The 16,859-nt window shown below is 73.7% G+C and carries 17 protein-coding genes; 9 read left to right on the top strand and 8 right to left on the bottom strand.

Going from position 1 to position 16,859, the window contains the following annotated elements:
- Positions 1 to 641 precede the first annotated feature (641 nt).
- Positions 642 to 1,934: a PHB depolymerase family esterase gene (locus ACFC1F_RS32965; protein WP_376163887.1), complete on the top strand. Its 1,293-nt coding sequence runs from the start codon at positions 642 to 644 to the stop codon at positions 1,932 to 1,934.
- 176 nt (positions 1,935 to 2,110) lie between these two features.
- Here the strand turns inward: ACFC1F_RS32965 and mca are convergent, their stop codons facing one another.
- The 3 genes from mca to ACFC1F_RS32950 all read right to left on the bottom strand — a co-directional run bounded on the left by mca (position 2,111) and on the right by ACFC1F_RS32950 (position 4,486).
- On the bottom strand, positions 2,111 to 2,992 hold the full coding sequence (gene mca / locus ACFC1F_RS32960) for a mycothiol conjugate amidase Mca (RefSeq protein ID WP_376163870.1): 882 nt from the start codon (positions 2,990 to 2,992) through the stop codon (positions 2,111 to 2,113).
- Positions 2,993 to 3,146: 154 nt separating this feature from the next.
- Positions 3,147 to 4,295: an MFS transporter gene (locus ACFC1F_RS32955; protein WP_376163868.1), complete on the bottom strand. Its 1,149-nt coding sequence runs from the start codon at positions 4,293 to 4,295 to the stop codon at positions 3,147 to 3,149.
- A complete protein-coding gene (locus tag ACFC1F_RS32950) occupies positions 4,223 to 4,486 on the bottom strand; it encodes an MFS transporter (protein ID WP_376163867.1) in 264 nt (87 codons plus the stop codon). Before ACFC1F_RS32950 ends, ACFC1F_RS32955 begins: the two co-directional genes overlap by 73 nt.
- Positions 4,487 to 4,792: 306 nt before the next feature.
- On the opposite strand from ACFC1F_RS32950, the gene ACFC1F_RS32945 reads away from it, so the two are divergent.
- A complete protein-coding gene (locus ACFC1F_RS32945; protein ID WP_376163865.1) occupies positions 4,793 to 5,437 on the top strand; it encodes a TetR/AcrR family transcriptional regulator in 645 nt (214 codons plus the stop codon).
- Between the two features lie 96 nt (positions 5,438 to 5,533).
- On the top strand, positions 5,534 to 6,214 hold the full coding sequence (locus ACFC1F_RS32940; RefSeq protein WP_376163863.1) for a DUF6445 family protein: 681 nt from the start codon (positions 5,534 to 5,536) through the stop codon (positions 6,212 to 6,214).
- A 203-nt stretch (positions 6,215 to 6,417) separates the two neighbouring features.
- On the opposite strand, the gene ACFC1F_RS32935 is transcribed toward ACFC1F_RS32940, so the two are convergent.
- Positions 6,418 to 6,933, bottom strand: a complete 516-nt coding sequence (locus tag ACFC1F_RS32935; RefSeq protein WP_376163861.1) for a DUF6624 domain-containing protein — start codon at positions 6,931 to 6,933, stop codon at positions 6,418 to 6,420.
- A 259-nt stretch (positions 6,934 to 7,192) separates the two neighbouring features.
- Entirely contained in the window at positions 7,193 to 7,792 is a 600-nt protein-coding gene (locus ACFC1F_RS32930; protein ID WP_209412367.1) for a TetR/AcrR family transcriptional regulator, read from the bottom strand.
- A 56-nt stretch (positions 7,793 to 7,848) separates the two neighbouring features.
- Here ACFC1F_RS32930 and ACFC1F_RS32925 point away from each other — a divergent pair, with 56 nt between their 5' ends.
- Positions 7,849 to 8,715 carry an alpha/beta fold hydrolase gene (locus tag ACFC1F_RS32925; protein ID WP_376163859.1) on the top strand — a complete coding sequence of 289 codons (867 nt, stop codon included), beginning with the start codon at positions 7,849 to 7,851 and terminating at the stop codon, positions 8,713 to 8,715.
- A gap of 166 nt (positions 8,716 to 8,881) precedes the next feature.
- Here ACFC1F_RS32925 and ACFC1F_RS32920 read toward each other — a convergent pair whose 3' ends face one another.
- On the bottom strand, positions 8,882 to 9,598 hold the full coding sequence (locus tag ACFC1F_RS32920) for an endonuclease (RefSeq protein ID WP_376163857.1): 717 nt from the start codon (positions 9,596 to 9,598) through the stop codon (positions 8,882 to 8,884).
- A 311-nt stretch (positions 9,599 to 9,909) separates the two neighbouring features.
- Here ACFC1F_RS32920 and murQ point away from each other — a divergent pair, with 311 nt between their 5' ends.
- On the top strand, positions 9,910 to 10,758 hold the full coding sequence (murQ, locus tag ACFC1F_RS32915; protein ID WP_376163855.1) for an N-acetylmuramic acid 6-phosphate etherase: 849 nt from the start codon (positions 9,910 to 9,912) through the stop codon (positions 10,756 to 10,758).
- A gap of 90 nt (positions 10,759 to 10,848) precedes the next feature.
- Here the strand turns inward: murQ and ACFC1F_RS32910 are convergent, their stop codons facing one another.
- Entirely contained in the window at positions 10,849 to 11,361 is a 513-nt protein-coding gene (locus ACFC1F_RS32910) for an isochorismatase family protein (RefSeq protein ID WP_376163853.1), read from the bottom strand.
- Positions 11,362 to 11,401: 40 nt separating this feature from the next.
- The gene (locus tag ACFC1F_RS32905; RefSeq protein ID WP_376163851.1) at positions 11,402 to 12,115 is read right to left on the bottom strand and encodes a TetR/AcrR family transcriptional regulator C-terminal domain-containing protein; all 714 of its coding nucleotides are present in this window, start codon (positions 12,113 to 12,115) and stop codon (positions 11,402 to 11,404) included.
- A gap of 219 nt (positions 12,116 to 12,334) precedes the next feature.
- Here ACFC1F_RS32905 and ACFC1F_RS32900 point away from each other — a divergent pair, with 219 nt between their 5' ends.
- The 4 genes from ACFC1F_RS32900 to ACFC1F_RS32885 all read left to right on the top strand — a co-directional run.
- Entirely contained in the window at positions 12,335 to 13,720 is a 1,386-nt protein-coding gene (locus tag ACFC1F_RS32900; RefSeq protein ID WP_376163849.1) for an MFS transporter, read from the top strand.
- Positions 13,721 to 14,055: 335 nt separating this feature from the next.
- Positions 14,056 to 14,739 (top strand): VWA domain-containing protein, encoded by a 684-nt coding sequence (locus ACFC1F_RS32895; RefSeq protein WP_209412154.1) that lies wholly within the window; start codon positions 14,056 to 14,058, stop codon positions 14,737 to 14,739.
- A 2-nt stretch (positions 14,740 to 14,741) separates the two neighbouring features.
- On the top strand, positions 14,742 to 15,923 hold the full coding sequence (locus ACFC1F_RS32890; protein WP_376163847.1) for a protein phosphatase 2C domain-containing protein: 1,182 nt from the start codon (positions 14,742 to 14,744) through the stop codon (positions 15,921 to 15,923).
- The coding region (locus tag ACFC1F_RS32885) for a hypothetical protein (protein ID WP_376163845.1) at positions 15,920 to 16,859 on the top strand (940 nt) is incomplete at its 3' end. The genes ACFC1F_RS32890 and ACFC1F_RS32885, both read left to right, overlap by 4 nt.

The following is a 16,859-nucleotide window of genomic DNA, read 5'->3' as shown; positions in this document are numbered from 1 at the left end:
GTTACCCTCCGGGCCCCGGCCGCTGCGGCGGCCGGGGCCCGGTGCGTCACCTGACCGAGCCCTGCCCGTCACGTGACCGGGCCGGGGTCGGAGCCGGGGCTGCGGCCGGGCGTTTGGCCGGGCCTGTGGCCGGTGGCCGGAGCCGGTGACTCTCGGCCCGTCACGTGGCGGGGCCGGGGCCGAGTGGCTCTGCAGGCCGGGCACGACTCCTCGGCAGGCCGGGGGCCCAGCAACCGGACCCCGATGCGACAGGACACCAGGCCCCAAGGCCACGACCGCGCCATGGCGGCCCCGGCCATGACGGGCCGCCCGAGGTCGGAGGCCCGTTACATACCGCCCCGCCGACGGACGCGCCACGCTGCACGACGTCCCGCCCGAACTCCTCCCCCACCCTGGAGTCCCCCGTGACTGTGCTGTCGACCACCGGTGCGCCCACCCCTCCCGCGGCTTCCAGCGCCCTACCACCCCGGCGCGGCGGGCGGCTCGCGCGCTGCGCGGCCGCCGCGGTGCTGGCGGCGGGCGCGCTCGCGGCCACCGCCTCGCCCGCCACCGCAGGCCCCGCTGCAACCGCGGCCGACGCCGCCCCCGGCGGAACGTACCAGCAGGTCACCGGCTTCGGCGCCAACCCGGGCAACCTGGCGATGTACGCGTACACTCCCGCCGGTCTGCCGACCGGGGCGCCGCTGGTGGTCGCACTGCACGGCTGTGTGCAGACCGCCAACGACTACTACCGGAACTCCGGTTGGACGAAGTTCGCCGACCTCTACGGCTTTGCGGTGGTGTTCCCGCAGACCGGCTCCGCCAACAACAGCCTCTCCTGCTTCAGTTGGTTCGACGCGAGCAAGGACGGCCGGGGCTCGGGCGAGGCCGAGTCGGTGGTCAAGATGGTCGCCAAGGCCCGGTCGCTGTACGGCTCGGACGGCCACCGGGTGTTCGTCACCGGTCTCTCGGCGGGCGGCGGCATGGCGGCCGACCTCCTGGCCGACTACCCGGACGTGTTCGCCGGCGGCGCCATCGACTCCGGTCTGCCCGCCCACTGCGCCACCACCCAGAGCGCCGCGTCCGGCTGCCAGAACACCGACCAGCGGCTCACCCCGGCCCAGTGGGGTGACAAGGTCCGCCGGGCGTACCCGGGTTACGCCGGGCCGTGGCCGCGCGTCGCGATCTGGCAGGGCAGCGCCGACACGACCGTGAAGCCGGTGAACGCCACCGAGCTGCGGGACCAGTGGACGGACGTGTGGGGGATCGGACAGAACGCGTCCGCCACCCGGAGCCTTCCCGGCAGCACCACCCAGTCCGTCTACAACGACGCGAACGGCCGGGCCGCCGTGGCGCTCTACTCGGTCGCGGGGATGGGCCACGGTCTCGCGGTCAGCCCGGGGTCTGGCACCGACCAGTGCGGGGCCACCGGCAGCTACTTCCTCAACACGATCTGCTCCAGCTACTACACCGCGCAGTTCTGGGGCCTGGACGGCGGCGGCTCCACCACGCCGTCGCTGCCCGCGCCCACCGGGCTCAACGCGACCGGCACCGGCCCGGACGCCGTGGCCCTCACCTGGCAGGCCGTCACCGGCGCCGCCTCGTACGCGGTGTACCGGGACGGCGTCCGGGTGGCGGGCCCGAGCACGGCCTCGTTCACCGACACCGGGCTGAGCGCCGGGACGACGTACACCTACACCGTGGCCGCCGTCGACGCTGCGGGCACCGAGGGCGCCCGCTCGGTCGCGGTGACGGCGAGCACCGGCGGCAGCGCACCGCAGTGCTTCACGGACAACAACTACAACCAAGTGAAGGCGGGACGCGCGACGCAGAGCGGTGGTCTCACCTACGCCCTCGGATCCGGCCAGGCCATGGGGCTCTGGAACACCTTCACCACCTACACCCTGAAGCAGACCGGCCCCGGCTACTTCGTCCTCGCCGACGGCCAGTGCTGACCAAGCAGCGGGAGCCGTCGAGACCGCTCGGCCGGACCCTACCGGCGGGACCGGCGGAACCGGCCGGCTCGGGCGGTTCGGACGGTCCGGGCCGCCCGGGCGGTTCAGGCAGTCCGGGCTGCTTGGGCGGTCCGGGCGGCTCGAGTGACCGCCACGGACCGTCCTGCTGAGACGCCTCATCCGCCCGACTCCCCGGGGCGCAGGCCGGCGAACAGGTCGGCCTCGGGGAGCGCCGTCCGTACCCGGCTCCGGGCGAGGTGGTAGTCCTCGGTCGGCCAGGCCTCGCGCTCGATGTCGCGCGGGTGTGCCATGAACCCGGCACCCGGCTCGACCTGGGTGGCGTGCGCCAGCAGTGCGGCGTCCCGGACCGCGAACCACTCGGCGCACCGGATCCGTGTGGTGGTGGCGAGCGCGGGCGGGGTGTCCGGCCAGTCCCCGAGCAGCCCTCCCATGGCCGAGTCGACGCCGTGCGCCGTCATCGCGTCGTGCAGGGTCTGGAACCAGGCCCTGGAGAGCGCCAGCTGGTAGTAGAGCTTGGACGGCTGCCAGGGCTCCCCCTCCTCCGGGTAGCGGTGCGCGTCGCCGGCCGCCTCAAAGGCCTCGACGGTGACCTGGTGGGTCATCACATGATCGGGGTGCGGGTAGCCGCCGGTCTCGTCGTAGGTGATGACGACATGCGGGCGGAACTCGCGGATCAGGGCGACCAGTGGCGCCGCGGCGGTCTCGACCGGCTGGCGGGCGAAGCAGCCGTCGGGCAGCGGCTCGTCCGAGCCGGGCAGGCCGGAATCCGTGAATCCCAGGAACCGCTGGTCGACCCCGAGGATCCCGCGGGCGGCCGCCATCTCCTCACGCCGGACCCGGGCGAGATCGGCGCGGACCTCGGGACGGTCGAGCGCCGGGTTGAGGACGGATCCGCGCTCGCCGCCGGTACAGGTCGCGACCATGACCTCCACGCCCTCGGCTGCGTACCGGGCAAGGGTGGCCGCGCCCTTGCTCGATTCGTCGTCGGGGTGGGCGTGGACGGCGAGCAGGCGAAGTCCGGGGTGCTTGGTGAACACGGATGGTTCCTCTCTCGAAACTGGACGGTCAGTGCGTCGGCGGCCGGTTCGAGTCGGCCATCGGCGTGAGTCGGCCGCCGGCGTGAATCGGCTACCGGTCGGTCCGGGAAGTCGTCGGTGGAGGTCGTCGGCGGAAGTCGCCGGCGGCGGCCGGTCAGGGGCGTTTGCGGCCGGCCGGGTAGAGCAGGGCGGGCGCGATCGCGAGGGCGGAGAGGCCGAGCACCCACCAGAAGGTGGATCCGAAGGCGACGGCCGGGTGCCCCGGGTGACCGGCCAGCGAGCTCTGGAGGACCAGCGTGAGGACCGCGGTACCGAGCGCGCCGCCCACCCGGTTGAGCACGTTCACCGCCCCCGCGGCCGCCGGGACCTGCACCCGCGCCACACTCCCGTACACCGCCGCCATCCCGGGGATGACGATGATGCCCATGCCGGCTCCGCGCAGTGCCAGCGAAGCGGCCAACAGGCCGTCCGCGGGACCGGTGCCGGCGCCGAGCCGGGTGAAGGCCAGCGTGCCGAGCAGCGAGCAGGCGATGCCGATCAGGATCAGCGGACGCGGGGCCATCCGGTCGGCGATCCGGGCGGCCAGCAGTGAGGTCACCGCCGTGCCGAGCGCCTGCGGAGCCAGCAACAACCCGGCCTCGACGGCTCCGCGTTGCTCGACCTGTTGGTAGTAGAGCGGCACCAGGAACATCGAGCTGTAGAGCGCGGCGCCCTGGAGGAAGGAGTTGGCGGTGGCCACCGCGAAGCCGCGCCGGGCGAACAACCGAAGGTCGATCAGCGGCGGGCGGCCCTCGACCGGGGTGCGCAGCGCGTGCACGCCGTACCCGAGCAGCAGCGCGCAGCCGAGCGTCACGGCCGCGCCGCTGCCCGCCCCCGCGGCGCCACCGATCGTGGCGAGCCCGTAGACCAGCGCTGTCAGGCCCGGTGAGAGCAGGGCAAGCCCGGTGACGTCCAGCCGGGGGCGCGGCTCCGCGCGCCGCCCGTCGGTGGGGACCAGGCGGGCGGCGAGCAGCAGGGTGGCCAGACCGACCGGGACGTTCAGCAGGAACATCCACCGCCAGGCCAGGTGCTCCAGGACGAGGTCGCCGAGGACCGGCGCGAGGCTTATCGGGAACATCAGCATGCCCATCACCCGGCCGATCCGGGACGGGCCGGCCGCCTGAACCATGATCGTCTGCCCGAGCGGCTGGATCAGGCCGCCGCCGATCCCCTGCAGGACCCGGAAGGCGATCAGGCGCCCGTCGACCAGGCCAGGCCGCAGAGGGCGGAGCCCGCGACGAAGAGCGCGACCGAGACCAGCCACGTCCGGCGGGCGCCGAACCGCCCCGCGGCCCAGCCGGAGAGCGGCACGGCGAGCGACATGGCCAGCAGGTAGCCGGTGGACACCCACTGCACGGCCGCCATCGAACTGTGCAGATCTCGGGCGACGGAGTCGATCCCGACGTTCACGATCGTGGTGTCGAGCAGGGCCAGCACCGGGCCCAGCGCGAGCACGGCGCCCGTCCTGAGCAGCCCGGGTGGCAACGGCTCGCGGCCGCTCCCCGCCGACGGCCTGCGGGAGGAGTCCGACGGGCGGGAGGAGCCCGACCGCCGGGACGGGCGGGACCGACCCGAAGTGCCGGACGGACCCGGTGATCCCGAAGTGCGCGTGCTGGCGGCCGATCCGGCCATGGCCCCTCCCCGGAGTCGTCCGTCCGGCGACCGCTCCGGCCGCCAATGAAGAACTTAGGTCCGACCCACTGATTGGGTCAAGCCTATTTCCTGTGTCCGACCCAGCGAACCTGCGCTAGGCTCACACCCATGACCGACGGCACCCCCAACCTGCGCGAGCTCAACAAGCGCCGCACCCGCGAGGCGATCTCGTACGCCGCGACCCGGCTGTTCATCGAGCGGGGCTTCGACCGGACGACGATCGCCGAGGTCGCGGTGGCCGCCGGCGTCGCCAAGATGACCGTCACCAACCACTTCCCGCGCAAGGAGGACCTGGTCCTCGACCTGCACGAGGAGATCGTCGCCGGGCTCGCCCGGACGGTCGCCGGGCGCGCGCCGGGCGAGTCCGCGCTGGCCGCGCTGCGCCGGGAGTGCCTGGCCGCGATCGACCGCCACGATGCCGCGCTCGGGTTCTCCGGCCCCGCCTTCGCCCGCACCGTCACCGAGAGCCCCGCCCTGGTCGCGAGGCTTCGCGAGATCCACGAGCAGAGCGAGGACGCCCTCGGCGCCGCCCTCGCCGAAGCCACCGACTCCCCGCCCGCCGACCTCACCGCCCGGCTCGCCGCCGGCCTGCTCGCCGCGATCCACCGGACGCTCTTCGCCGAGGTGTTCCGCCGCACGCTGGCCGGGGAGGGGCACGGGTCGACAGCCGAAGCCATCCGTCCGGCCGCGGTCCGCGCCTTCGACCAGCTGGAGGGCGCACTGGGCGGATACGCGGTCCGACCAGTGGCCTGAGCAGCGACGACCGGCCGCGCCACGGGCGCGTCGCTTGACGAAAGGTTGACCTGCTCACGGCAGATTGTTGGGGAGCACCGACCCTATGGTCGGCGCATGCCCTCACAGCCCATCAGGCGAGCCGCTCTTCCGGTCCTGCCCTACCGCAAACCCACGCCCGGCCGGGACTACTGGGTGATCAACGACGTCCTACCCGATCCCGACGCCGTCCGCGAGCGCGTACTGGCCCGCGGCGAGTGGACCGAGGGCTACCCCTACCGACCCGAGGCCTGGCCCGGGCTGCGCACCATGCCCGGGCTGGAGCCGGACGAGCTGGCCCGGGTGGAGGCGCTGGTCCGCAAGGCGACCGGCGCCTCCCGGCTCTGGGTGCAGAGCACGCCCGGCGGCGGGACGCTCAACCACAACTGCGTCCAGGTCGTCGGCGCCGGGGAGTCGACCTCCCGCCCGCACACCGACTCCCGGGCGCTCTGCCGCTACGCCGCCGTCCTCTACCTCAGCCCCAACGCACCCAAGGAGGCCGGAACCAGCTTCTACCGCCAGCAGTTCCCGGGCGGCCGACTCGGTGGCAACCTGGTCAACGCGCCGCACAACAACCTGGTGGAGGCACTCGGCACCCGGCACGTCCCCGGCGACGCGTTCACCGAGGACGTCCGCGTCCCCAACCGCTACAACCAACTGCTGCTCTACCACGCCAACCTGATCCACAGCGCCACCACGTACTACGGCACCGAACTGGAGGAGCGGCGGATGACGGCGGTCTTCTTCTGGATGGCGTAAGCACCTCGGCGCGCGGAGCACCCGCCCCGCAGGGCACCCCGGCCTGCGCATCGCCCCGCCCCGCAGGGTGCCCCGGCCTGCGGGGTGCCCTTGAGCTTCCCGGAACACCGCAGCATCCCGACTCGCCCGAGGGGACCGGATCGCCGGGATCCGTCCGGCGGACCGGCCCTCGCGGGGGTGATCATCCGGATACCAGGGACGGGTCAGGCCGCCGGGAACTGCGAGAACTGAGCGACGTACTCGTCGAACGGCGGGATGCCGACTTCTGCACGGCGCTCGTCCATGTGCTCGGGATCCTCGCAGGGCCACGGGATCGGCGACCCGTCCTCCACTCCGGCGATCTGCGTGCCGTAGACCTGCTTCCGCCCTTCGTTCACGAGGGTGCGGTCGCGCAGGAAGGCCAGATCGCGCGGGACGGCGAGGCCGTCGGCCACCGCCTGCTCCATCAGCCGCAGCGCACGCCGCTGGACGTCGAGCTGCCGGTCGGCGTGCTGCGCGATCAGCCAGGCGGCCCGGGCCGCGTCCTCACCGACCAGTTCCGCGGTGGGCCAACCGTACGCGTCCATGATCGTGTTGAGACGATCGGCGTGCTGCGCGGTCAAGCGACGCCACGCCAGCTGCTCCGCCGGGTCACTGCTGTTCGCCTGGTGCGCGGCCTGATGGTCCGCCACAGCCATGGCGGTGAGCTCCCCGGCCAGTTCGGCAAGTTCGGATGTCATTCCCACTCCGCGTCAGATCGAGGTTTTCGCTGGTCGTCCGCAACCCTAAGTGTGCAAATCGCGGCAAAATCTCCTGCCGGAGGACGGTGACAGCCGCGTTCGGATGCTGGGATACTTGATCTATCCACACGGCGAGGGCCGTGGCCGGAGCCGCAGTCGAGGCCGGAGTGGGGCGACGCAGGCGGTCCGGTTGTTCATCGTCCGACCCGACCCCTGGACCCGTGATCGCGAAGGCGCCGGCACCGGTCATCTCCGCCCCTCACGGCGAGATGAACAGCTCGTCCAGGTGATGGGTGAGGACCGCCAGCGCGGCCTCCCCGGTGCGCTGACCCCCCAACACGCTTGAGCCGAGGCCGTTGACCATGGCCAGAAGGCCGGCCGCGGTCATCTCGGGATCCTTACCGGAAGCGATCTCCCCGGCCTGCTGGGCCGCGCGGAGCTGCTTCGCGAGGAAGCCCTCCAGCACCTCCGGCTGTCGCGCGCCGTGCTTCTCCAGCACCTCGGGGTCGCTGAGCACCAGCGTGTAGTAGGCGGCGTAGGTCCTGGTGATCCGACGGCTTTCCGGATCGGTCGGCAGGATGCACGACAGGATCGCCGTCACGACGCCGCGCGGCGTGGGCGGGGAGCCCGCCGCACTGATCCACTGCTCCATGCGGGCCTGGAGCTGGGTGCCGAGCCTGGCCAAGGCGTCCAGCAGCAGCCCTTCCTTGGTCGTGAAGTAGTACTGCACGAGGCGCAGGGAGACGCCGGCCTCGGCGGCGACCGCCCGCATGCTGGCCGACTGCAGTCCCTGGGTGTCGGCAATGCGCAGCAGCGCCTCGGCGATCTGTCGTCGACGTTCCTCGTGATCGACCAGCACGCTCATGGATCTCCCTCTCGTGGTACACCCGTATCATGCTGTGATACACATGTATCATGCGAATCAGCCAGTTCAAGAACGATCAGGCCGGCGACCGGTTCCGCACCGCCTACGAGCGCACGCTTGCGGAACTGTGGCCCGGGCAGCGGACGGCGCTCGACCTCCCGACCGCGTTCGGGACCACTCGCGCCTACCGGACCGGCCTGCCGAGCGGTGAGCCGATAGTGCTGCTGCCCGGCTCGGGCGGAAACGCGCTGATGTGGCACCGGTACGTCGACGAGCTGGCCCGGCACCATCCGGTCATCGCCGTCGACACGATCGGCGAGCCCGGCGCGAGCGTGCAGACCACCCCGATCCGCGACGGCCAGGACGGCGCCGCCTGGCTGGACGAGCTCCTGGCCGCACTGGAGGTGCCGGCCGCCCATGTCGTCGGCTGCTCCTACGGCGGCTGGCTGGCGCTCAACCACCAGATCCACCACCCGGGCCGCACCGCCTCCCTCACGCTGGTGGATCCCGCGGGGTTCGCCGACCTCGGACCCCGGTTCTACACCTGGCTGATCGCCGGCGGACTCGCCTCGGCCGCGCCCCGCCGGGCCCGCCCCCGGCTGGCCCGTCTGGTGGGCAACAGCGCCATTCTGGAGGCCGAACTGATGAGTCTGATGCGCGCATCGATGGGATTCCGCCGCGCGCTCCCGGCACCCCCGGTCTTCCCCGACGAGGAACTGCGCCGTCTGCACGCCCCCGCGCTGTTCCTGCTCGGGGCGCGCAGCGCCATCCACGACTCGCGCGAGGTCGCCGACCGCATCGGCAGGCTGGTGCCCTCGGCCCGGGTGGAGATCGTGCCCGACGCCGGCCACTCGCTGCCGACCGACCAACCGGGCCTGGTGACCGACCGCATCCTCCACCACGCCGCCGGGCGGTAGGGCGGACCGGGTGGCCCCGGCCTCCCGGTTCCCCCGACCCCGCCCACGGTCAGCGCCGGCCACAGCTGTCAGGACCGGGTGGCCCCGGCCTCCCGGTTCCCCCGACCCCGCCCACGGTCAGGGCCGGCCACAGCTGTCATGTGCGAGCGGTTTCCGACCGGCGACGTCACGATCCTCCGGACGGAGCCCGGGCCGCCTGGGTCGCCCGCGTACGTGCGGGCTGCTCGTCCCCCGTCCCGTCCGAAGCGGCCGACAGCAGCTCGCTCGGCTCGCCGTGCGCCAGGGTGAGCCGGGTCAGCGCAGCGGCCAGGCGGCCCAGGTCCTCGGGCGGGACCAGCTCCGCGAGGCGCGCCGCGGTGCGGGGAAGGCCGAGATCGGCGGCCACGGCGCGGGCGCGGCCGTCGAAGAAGGGCCGCAGCTCCGGCCAGACGGCCTGGGCCTCGCGACAGAAGATCCCGGCGCCGACCGGCCCGATCCGCGGGAACTCCCGAAGCAGCTCCTCGACCTTCCCCGACTTGCCGCCCGCCTCGGTCCGCAGCCTCCGGAGGTCGCCGTGCCAGCGGTCGAGCAGGAGGTCGGCGCCCCGGCCGAGGGCGGTCGCGGTGCTCTCGTCGTAACGGACGTAGTGGGCGCGCCCGAGGGCGTCCACCCGGGACTGCCAGCTCGCCGCCGCCATCGCGCGCGGTGTCCGGAGGCCTGCCGCAAACAGTTCCCGGGCGGCGGCCACGGCGGTGGCGGCGCCGATCCGGACCGAGCAGAGCACGGTGAGCACGAGCAGTTGGTAGAGGGGTGCCGGGGTGTCGCGCAGGGCGATACCGGCCTCCTCGGCGTAGGTGCGGCCGTACCGCTCCAGCAGGGCTGCGACGATCCGGTCCCGGTCCACGACGCACCTCCCTCCCCCGGCACCTGCCCGGGTTGGCGCCGCCCATGCGCGGGGAGGGTGCCCCCATGGAGAACGCTCCACCCGAGCCCACGCCCACGCCCACGCCCACACCCGCACCAACACCCGCGCCCGCACCCGCACCCGCACCCGCACCCGCACCCGCACCGTGGGCACCTGCCGACCCGGCAGCGGGCCCAGCACCCGGACCACACGCCGGTCCGACGGACCCGCCCGGGGCAGCGCCCGCGCCCGGGGCCGCACCCGGACCGGCGACGGAGGCGGTCCGCCCCGAGTGGGCCGGGATCGACCGGATGGCGACGCTCGACCTGCTCCGGCTGATGAACGCCGAGGACCGCACCGTCGCCGCGACGGTCGCCGGCCAGCTGCCCGCCATCGCGGCCGTGGTCGACGCGGTCGCCGCCCGGATGGGCCGCGGCGGCCGGCTGGTGTACGTCGGCGCGGGCACGGCCGGACGGCTCGGGGTGCTGGACGCGAGCGAGTGCCCGCCGACCTTCGGGACCGCACCGGGTCAGGTCGTCGGCCTGATCGCGGGCGGGCAGCCCGCCCTGCTGAGCGCCGTCGAGGGCGCCGAGGACCGCGCCGACCTCGCCGTCGCCGACCTCGCCGCGCTGGCCCTGACGCCGGCCGACACCGTCGTGGGCGTCTCCGCCTCGGGCCGGACGCCCTACACGGTCGCGGCCGTTCGACAGGCCCGCGCGGCCGGGGCGCTGACCGTGGGACTGGCCTGCACCCGGGGATCCGCCCTGGTGGCGGCCGCCGAGCTGGGCGTCGAGACCGAGGTCGGGCCCGAGGTGGTGGCGGGCTCCACCCGGCTCAAGGCGGGCACCGCGCAGAAGCTGGTGCTGAACCTGCTCTCGACCGCCGTCATGGTCCGGCTCGGCAAGACGTACGGAAATCTGATGGTCGACGTACGCGTCGGGAACGAGAAGCTGCGCGGCCGGGCGCACCGCATCGTCGCGCAGGCCACCGGCGCCGACGAGGCCACTGTCCGGGCCGCACTGTCGGCGACCGGCGGCCGGGCGAAGAACGCGGTGCTGGTGATCCTCGCCGGGGTGGACGCGCCGACCGCCGCCCGGCTGCTCGCCGCCTCCGACGGCCGGCTGCGCGAGGCGCTCGAATCCCTGCCGCCGAGGACCTGAACCGAGGCGGCCGCGCACACCCCGGCAGGCCCTCGGCGGTCGCCGGGCGGCGCCGCACCCGGGCCGGCCAGGGTGCGGGACGGCCCCGGGTCAGCCGAGACGGACGTCCGCGCGCCCGGCCACCTCGCCGAACCGCGGCAGGTTCAGGTCGACGGCCGCCCGGTGCTCCGCCTCCGTCAGGGCGGTCATGGCCTCCTCGACGAACACCAGCTCGTATCCGAGGTCGGCGGCCGCCCGGGCGGTCGACTCGACGCCGAGGTTGGTCGCGATACCCCCGAACACCAGCGTGTCCACGCCGCGCGCCTGGAGCAGTTCGTGCAGCCCGGTGCCCTGGAAGCCGCCGATGGTGCGCTTGACCACGACGGCGTCGGCGGCCGCCGCGACCTCGACGGCCAGCTCACTGCCGGGCGGCTGCTCGGTGACGTTCGGGCGCTCGACCCGGACGGCCACCACGGGAGCGCCGGCCCTCCGGAAGGCGGCGGCGAGGTCCAACGAGACGGCGAGCGCGTCGGCGCCCGGGCGCGGGGCCAGGGGGGCGGCGACGATCCGGTCCATCAGGTCGACCAGGACGAGTGCGGTCCGGGAGGGGTCAAGGGTTCGCATGGCCGTTCACGCTAGCGGATCCGCGGACCGTCGAACCCGGTCACGCCTCACACCCGCCCGAGCCGGTCGAGCCCTTGCTGGTCGGGCCCTTGCCGGTAGGGCCGCTGCCGGTCGGGCCCTTGCCGGCCGCCTCCTCTGCGGCAATTGCGCAGCGGAAGCCCTCGATCAGCACGCTCAGCCCGTACTCGAAGTCGGCGTCGTGGTCGGTCATCCGCAGGGTGTCGGCGGCCTCCCGCAGCAGCGGCAGTTCACTCAACGCCTCGTCCGGGAAAGCCGGTTGGGCGCGTTCTTCGGCGTCCTGACGCCAGGCCTGTTCCTCGGTGACCCAGCCCATGACGTACCGGTCGATCGTGAGTAGCAGCCGCAGGGCCGTTCGCGGGCGCAGCCCGGCCTGACAGAGTGCGCTCAACTGTGCTTCCACCGCTGGCAGTTCGTCCGCCGTGGGCAGGGTTCCCGCGTGCACGCGGGCGCCGTCCCGGTAGGCGAGGAGGGCGCGCCGCTTGGCGCGGGCGTCCTCGGCGAGCCAGCGCGGCCAGTCCTCCGGCGCCGGCGCGCGGTCGGGTGGCAGGGCGTCGGCCAGCATGGCCTCCGCCATGAGGTCGAGCAGCTCCCGCTTGTTCTTGAAGTGCCAGTACAACGCCGGTGACTGGACGCCGAGTTCGCGCGCGAGGCGGCGTGTGGTGAGCCCGTCGATGCCGACCTCGTTGAGCAGGCTCAGGGCGGTCCGGACCACCTCTTCGCGTTGCAGTGCCATTCCGCCCCCGCCTCCCGTCCACCTGTGCCACGTCCGCGGCGTGCGCCACGTCCGCCATGCCCGCCGCATGCGCCGTGCGCCGTGCGCCACTTCGGGCGCGACGACCGCACCTTCGGCGCCTGCCGCTTCCGCCGTTAATCGCTTGGACCGCCACCTTATCGCTGCTAAGTTCCGTGCCCGGAATTTATCAGTGATAAGGACGAAGGGACCGATGCCGCGATGAGCACGCAGACGAATGCCCAGGACGACCGTTTCCCCCACGAACGCCCCTCCCGCCTCCGCCGCCTCGCGTCCCGGCTGCTGCCGAACACCGCCCCGTGGAGGTCGTCCCGCGACTTCCGGCTGACCTGGACCTCCGGCACCGTCACCCTGCTGGGATCGGTCTTCACGATGACCGCAATCCCCCTACAGATCGCCGACCTCACCGGCTCGCCCTTGGCCGTCGGCGCGGTCGGTGCGGTGGAGCTGCTCCCGACGATCGCGCTGGGGCTGTACGGCGGGGTGCTCGCCGACCGCGCCGACCGGCGGACGGTCGCCCTCGCGACCGAGCTCGCGCTGGCCGCACTGACCTCGTTGCTGCTGGTCAACGCGATGCTCGGCACACCGATGCTGTGGCCGCTCTACGCCGCGGCCGGCTGCGCGGCGGCGCTCCAGGGGATCCAGCAGCCCTCGATGGAGGCGATGATCCCGCGCCTGGTGCCGCACGACCAGCTGGTCGCGGCCGGCGCGCTGCTCTCACTGCGGTGGAGCATCGCCGGGCTGGCCGCCCCGGCCGCGGCCGGGGTCGTCATCGCGACGGCGGGGGTGCCGTGCGCCTACCTGATCGACCTGGCCACCTTCCTGGTCTCGATCGCCCTGCTCGCCCGCGTCCGCCCCGTCCCGTCGGAGCGCGACGCCGAGGCCCCGCAGCTGCGCGAGTTCGCCGAGGGGCTGCGGTACGCGGGGCGGCGGCCGGACCTGGTCGGCACCTACCTCGTCGACCTCGCGGCCACGGTGTTCGCCCTGCCCACGGCGCTGTTCCCTTTCCTCGCCCAGGAATTGGACGCCCTCTGGGCCCTCGGACTGCTCTACTCGGCCTCGGCGGCGGGGGCCCTGCTGGCCGCCGCGACCAGCGGCTGGACCGAGCGGGTGCACCGGCACGGCCGGCTCGTCCTGGCCTCCGGCGCGCTGGTCGGCGCCGCGATGGTCGCGGCCGCCTTCTGCGGGGGCGCGCGCGGTGGCGCTCATGGGACCGTCTGGGCGGTGCTGGCCTGCCTCGCGGTCGCAGGCGCCGCCAACTGGGTCGGCGACACCTTCCGCACCGCGATCTGGAACCAGTCGATCCCGGACGAACTCCGCGGGCGCGCAGCCGGGTTGGAGATGCTGATCGGCTCCGCGGGACCCGCCCTCGGCGACATCCGGGCCGGCGGGCTCGCCGCCGGTTACGGCATCCGCGCCGCCCTCCGCACCGGTGGACTGGCCTGCCTCGCATCCACCGGGGTACTGGCCGCCGCACTGCCCGCCCTCTGGCACTACGACCAGCGCACCGACCCGCACGCGGCGGCGGTCCGCGCCGCGCAGGAGGACGCCCGGCCCCGGAGCGAGGCCGGTGAGCCGGCGGCGTGATGCAGGGGGCCACGCACCGAGGCCCAGCCCCATCGACGAACCGAGGCACCGCGACGCTGAGACACGGACGAACGGAGGCACCGGCACACGGACATACGAATACGCGGACACACCGTGCACAGACACGCCGCACGCGAACGCATGAGCTAACTGATCATCAACAACCGACGCGGAAGCCGGAGTTCCGGCAGATCACCCGTCACAATCCGTAGACCGACCGCGTTGGTGCGGCTACTGTCGAAGCGCTTGACGACGATCGTCCTCACGGGGGTGCGGACCGGGACGGTCGGCCGAACCAGCAGGGTCCGCCACGGTGAGGAAGCGAAGGAGAACCGGTGGCTGACGTCAAGGGTGTGCTGCTGCCCGCCTACGTGGTGGCCGACGAGTCCGGGTCGATGGCGGTCTGCGAGCGGGAGCTCACCGACGGCCTGGTCTCCCTCCACGAGTCGCTCCGGGCCGCGCCGATGCTCGCGGACAAGGTCCGGTTGGCGATCGTGGGATTCGCGGACGACGTGGAGGAGCGCCTGGCACTGACCGACGTCCGCAACGAGGTGCGCCTGCCCCAGTTCGTCATCCGGGGCCTGACCAGCTACGGGTCCGCGTTCCACGACCTGCTCCGGCGGATCCCCGACGACGTGGCCCGACTGAAGCGGGAGGGGTACCTGGTGCACCGCCCGGTCGTCTTCTTCCTGAGCGACGGCGCCCCCACCGACGGCGAGGCCTGGCGCACGCCCCATCGGCAGCTCACCGACAAGGGCGTCACCAAGGCAGCCCCGAACATCATCGCGGTCGGTGTGGGCCATGCCGAGGCCCGGACGATGGTGGAGGTCGCCACCCGCCCGGAGTTCGCCTTCGTCTCCGTGCCCGGGGCCGACGTCGGCCGCTCCATCACGGTGTTCTTCGAGATGCTGACGGAGAGCCTCATCCAGTCGGGCAACTCCCTGGTGGCCAACAGGCCGGAGCTGATCATCCAAAAGCCCGACCCGAACCTGATGCGCGTGGCGATCGACATGGTGTGACCGTGGAACGGCCGATCACCCCTCCGTGGCGGGACACCTCAGCGGGCGGCCCCGCCCGTCCGACGACACCTCCGCCGCCGCCCTACGCACCCGGCGCACACACCGCGCCGAACACCCGCACGCCGTTCCCGGACGGGCCCCGGCCCGATCCGGACCGGTGGTCCCCGATCGTCGTCGACCGCGCGGGTCCGGTCTTCGAACCCCGGCCGCCGGTGGGGCGGTACTTCCGGGCGGACACCGAGTCCGACGGGTGGTCGACGGATCACGCCCGGCTGCGACTGGCGTCCGTCCGCGGCAACTCCCACCGCTACTACCGCAAGCCCCGCCAGGACTCCGCCGCCGCGACCTTCCACGCCGCTTCGGAGACGATCGTGTTCGCCGTCGCCGACGGCGTGTCGGCGGCGAGCCTCCCCGAGCTCGGCTCCATGCTGGCCTGCGAGGCGGCGATCGGGGCCGTACTCCGGCAACTGGACGCCGGTCGGGGCGAGTTCGACTGGACCGCCGTGGTGCGGCAGGCGGCGGCGGCGCTGACGGTGCGAGCCACGGCGATCCTGGCCGGCGCCGGCCCGGGCTCCGGCGCCGCACCCGCGGCAAGCTCCCCACCCCCACCCGGCCACGCACCCGCAGCGAGGCCCGCACCACATCCCGCAGCCGTACCCGAGCCACGCATCGCCCCCGCGCCGCACCTCGCTCCCGCGCCGGCAGCACATCCCGCCCCCGATCCGGCCCAGGTGGAACGATTGCTCGCCACCACCCTCGTCGTCGGGACGGCACGGCCGGTCCCCGGCGGGCTGGAGGTCCGGCTGTCCAGGGCCGGCGACTCCGGGGCGTGGGTCCTCGACCTCGACCGGGCCGCGTACCGTCCGCTCTTCGCACCGAAGTACGACCCGGACGCCGTCATCGTCTCCAACGCCGTGGTCCCGCTCCCCCGGTGCCCGGACCCGGCGGAGCTGGGCGGGTGCCTGCTCGTCGCGGGACAGGTGTTGCTGGTGGGCACCGACGGCTTCGGCGACCCGTTGGGCGACGGGGACGGTCAGGTGGGCGCGCTCTTCGCCCGGGAACTGGCCGAGCCGCCCTCGGCCGCCTGGCTGGCACACGTCCTGGACTTCTCCCGCCAGACCTTCGACGACGACCGGACGCTGATCGCGATCTGGCCGGGCGCAGGGGCGGGGCGGCCCGCATGACGGACCCCGGTCGGACCGTCGACCTCAACGACCTCACCCTCGGCACGAGCCTGGGCAAGGGCGGCCATGGCACCGTGCGCCTGGTCCAGGGACGCACGGTCGACGGGGAGCCGGCCGTCTACAAGGAGTACCTGCCGGAGGTGCTGCCCTCGCTGGACGTGGCGGCCCTGCGCGCGATGGTGGACCTGCCGGTCGGGCTGGCCGGTGAGGACACCCGCTGGCTGCTCCAGCGCACGGCGTGGCCCGCCGCGCTGGTGACGAGGCACGGGGCCGCCACGGGGTTCCTGATGCGGAAGGTCCCCGACGAGTTCGCGTTCGACTACCAGGGGCTCAGCCCGAGCGGTTCGGGCCGCAGGCTGGCGAACTTCGAGTTCCTGCTGAACCGCGACGACTACGTGGCCGGGATCGGTCTGAAGATCACCCCACGCCATCGGCTCAACCTGCTCGCGGGCCTCGCCGAGACGCTGGACCGGCTGCACGGGCTCGGCATCGCGGTCGGCGACCTCTCCCCGCGGAACGTGCTGTTCACGAACGGAGCCGGCGCGGCCTCGTTCCTCATCGACTGCGACGCCATGAGGGTCCACGGCCGGAGCGCGCTGCCCCAGGCCGAGACGCCAGGATGGCAGCTTCCCCCGGGCGAGGAGAAGGCGACCCGGCACGGTGACGCCTTCAAGTTCGGCCTGCTGGCCATCCGGCTGATCGCCCGGGAGCAGGGCGCGACCGACCCACAGGTGCTGGCCCGCGTCGACCGCGAACTGGCCGATCTGGCACGGAGGAGTCAGCTGGTCACACCGTCCGGCCGGCCGGCACCCGGTGAGTGGGTCCTCCCACTCAGGCGCGCCGCGGTGCGCGCCTCGACCAAGCCGGCCACCACGTCACGGCCGATCCCGCGACCGCCGAGTGGGACGGCCTCCCCCGGGCTGCCCGGCCCGGGCG

This window comes from Kitasatospora sp. NPDC056181 (assembly GCF_042266225.1).
Taxonomy (GTDB): Bacteria; Actinomycetota; Actinomycetes; order Streptomycetales; family Streptomycetaceae; genus Kitasatospora.
Note: the sequence above shows the minus strand (reverse complement) of the source record. Positions and strands in the feature narration are given on the sequence as shown.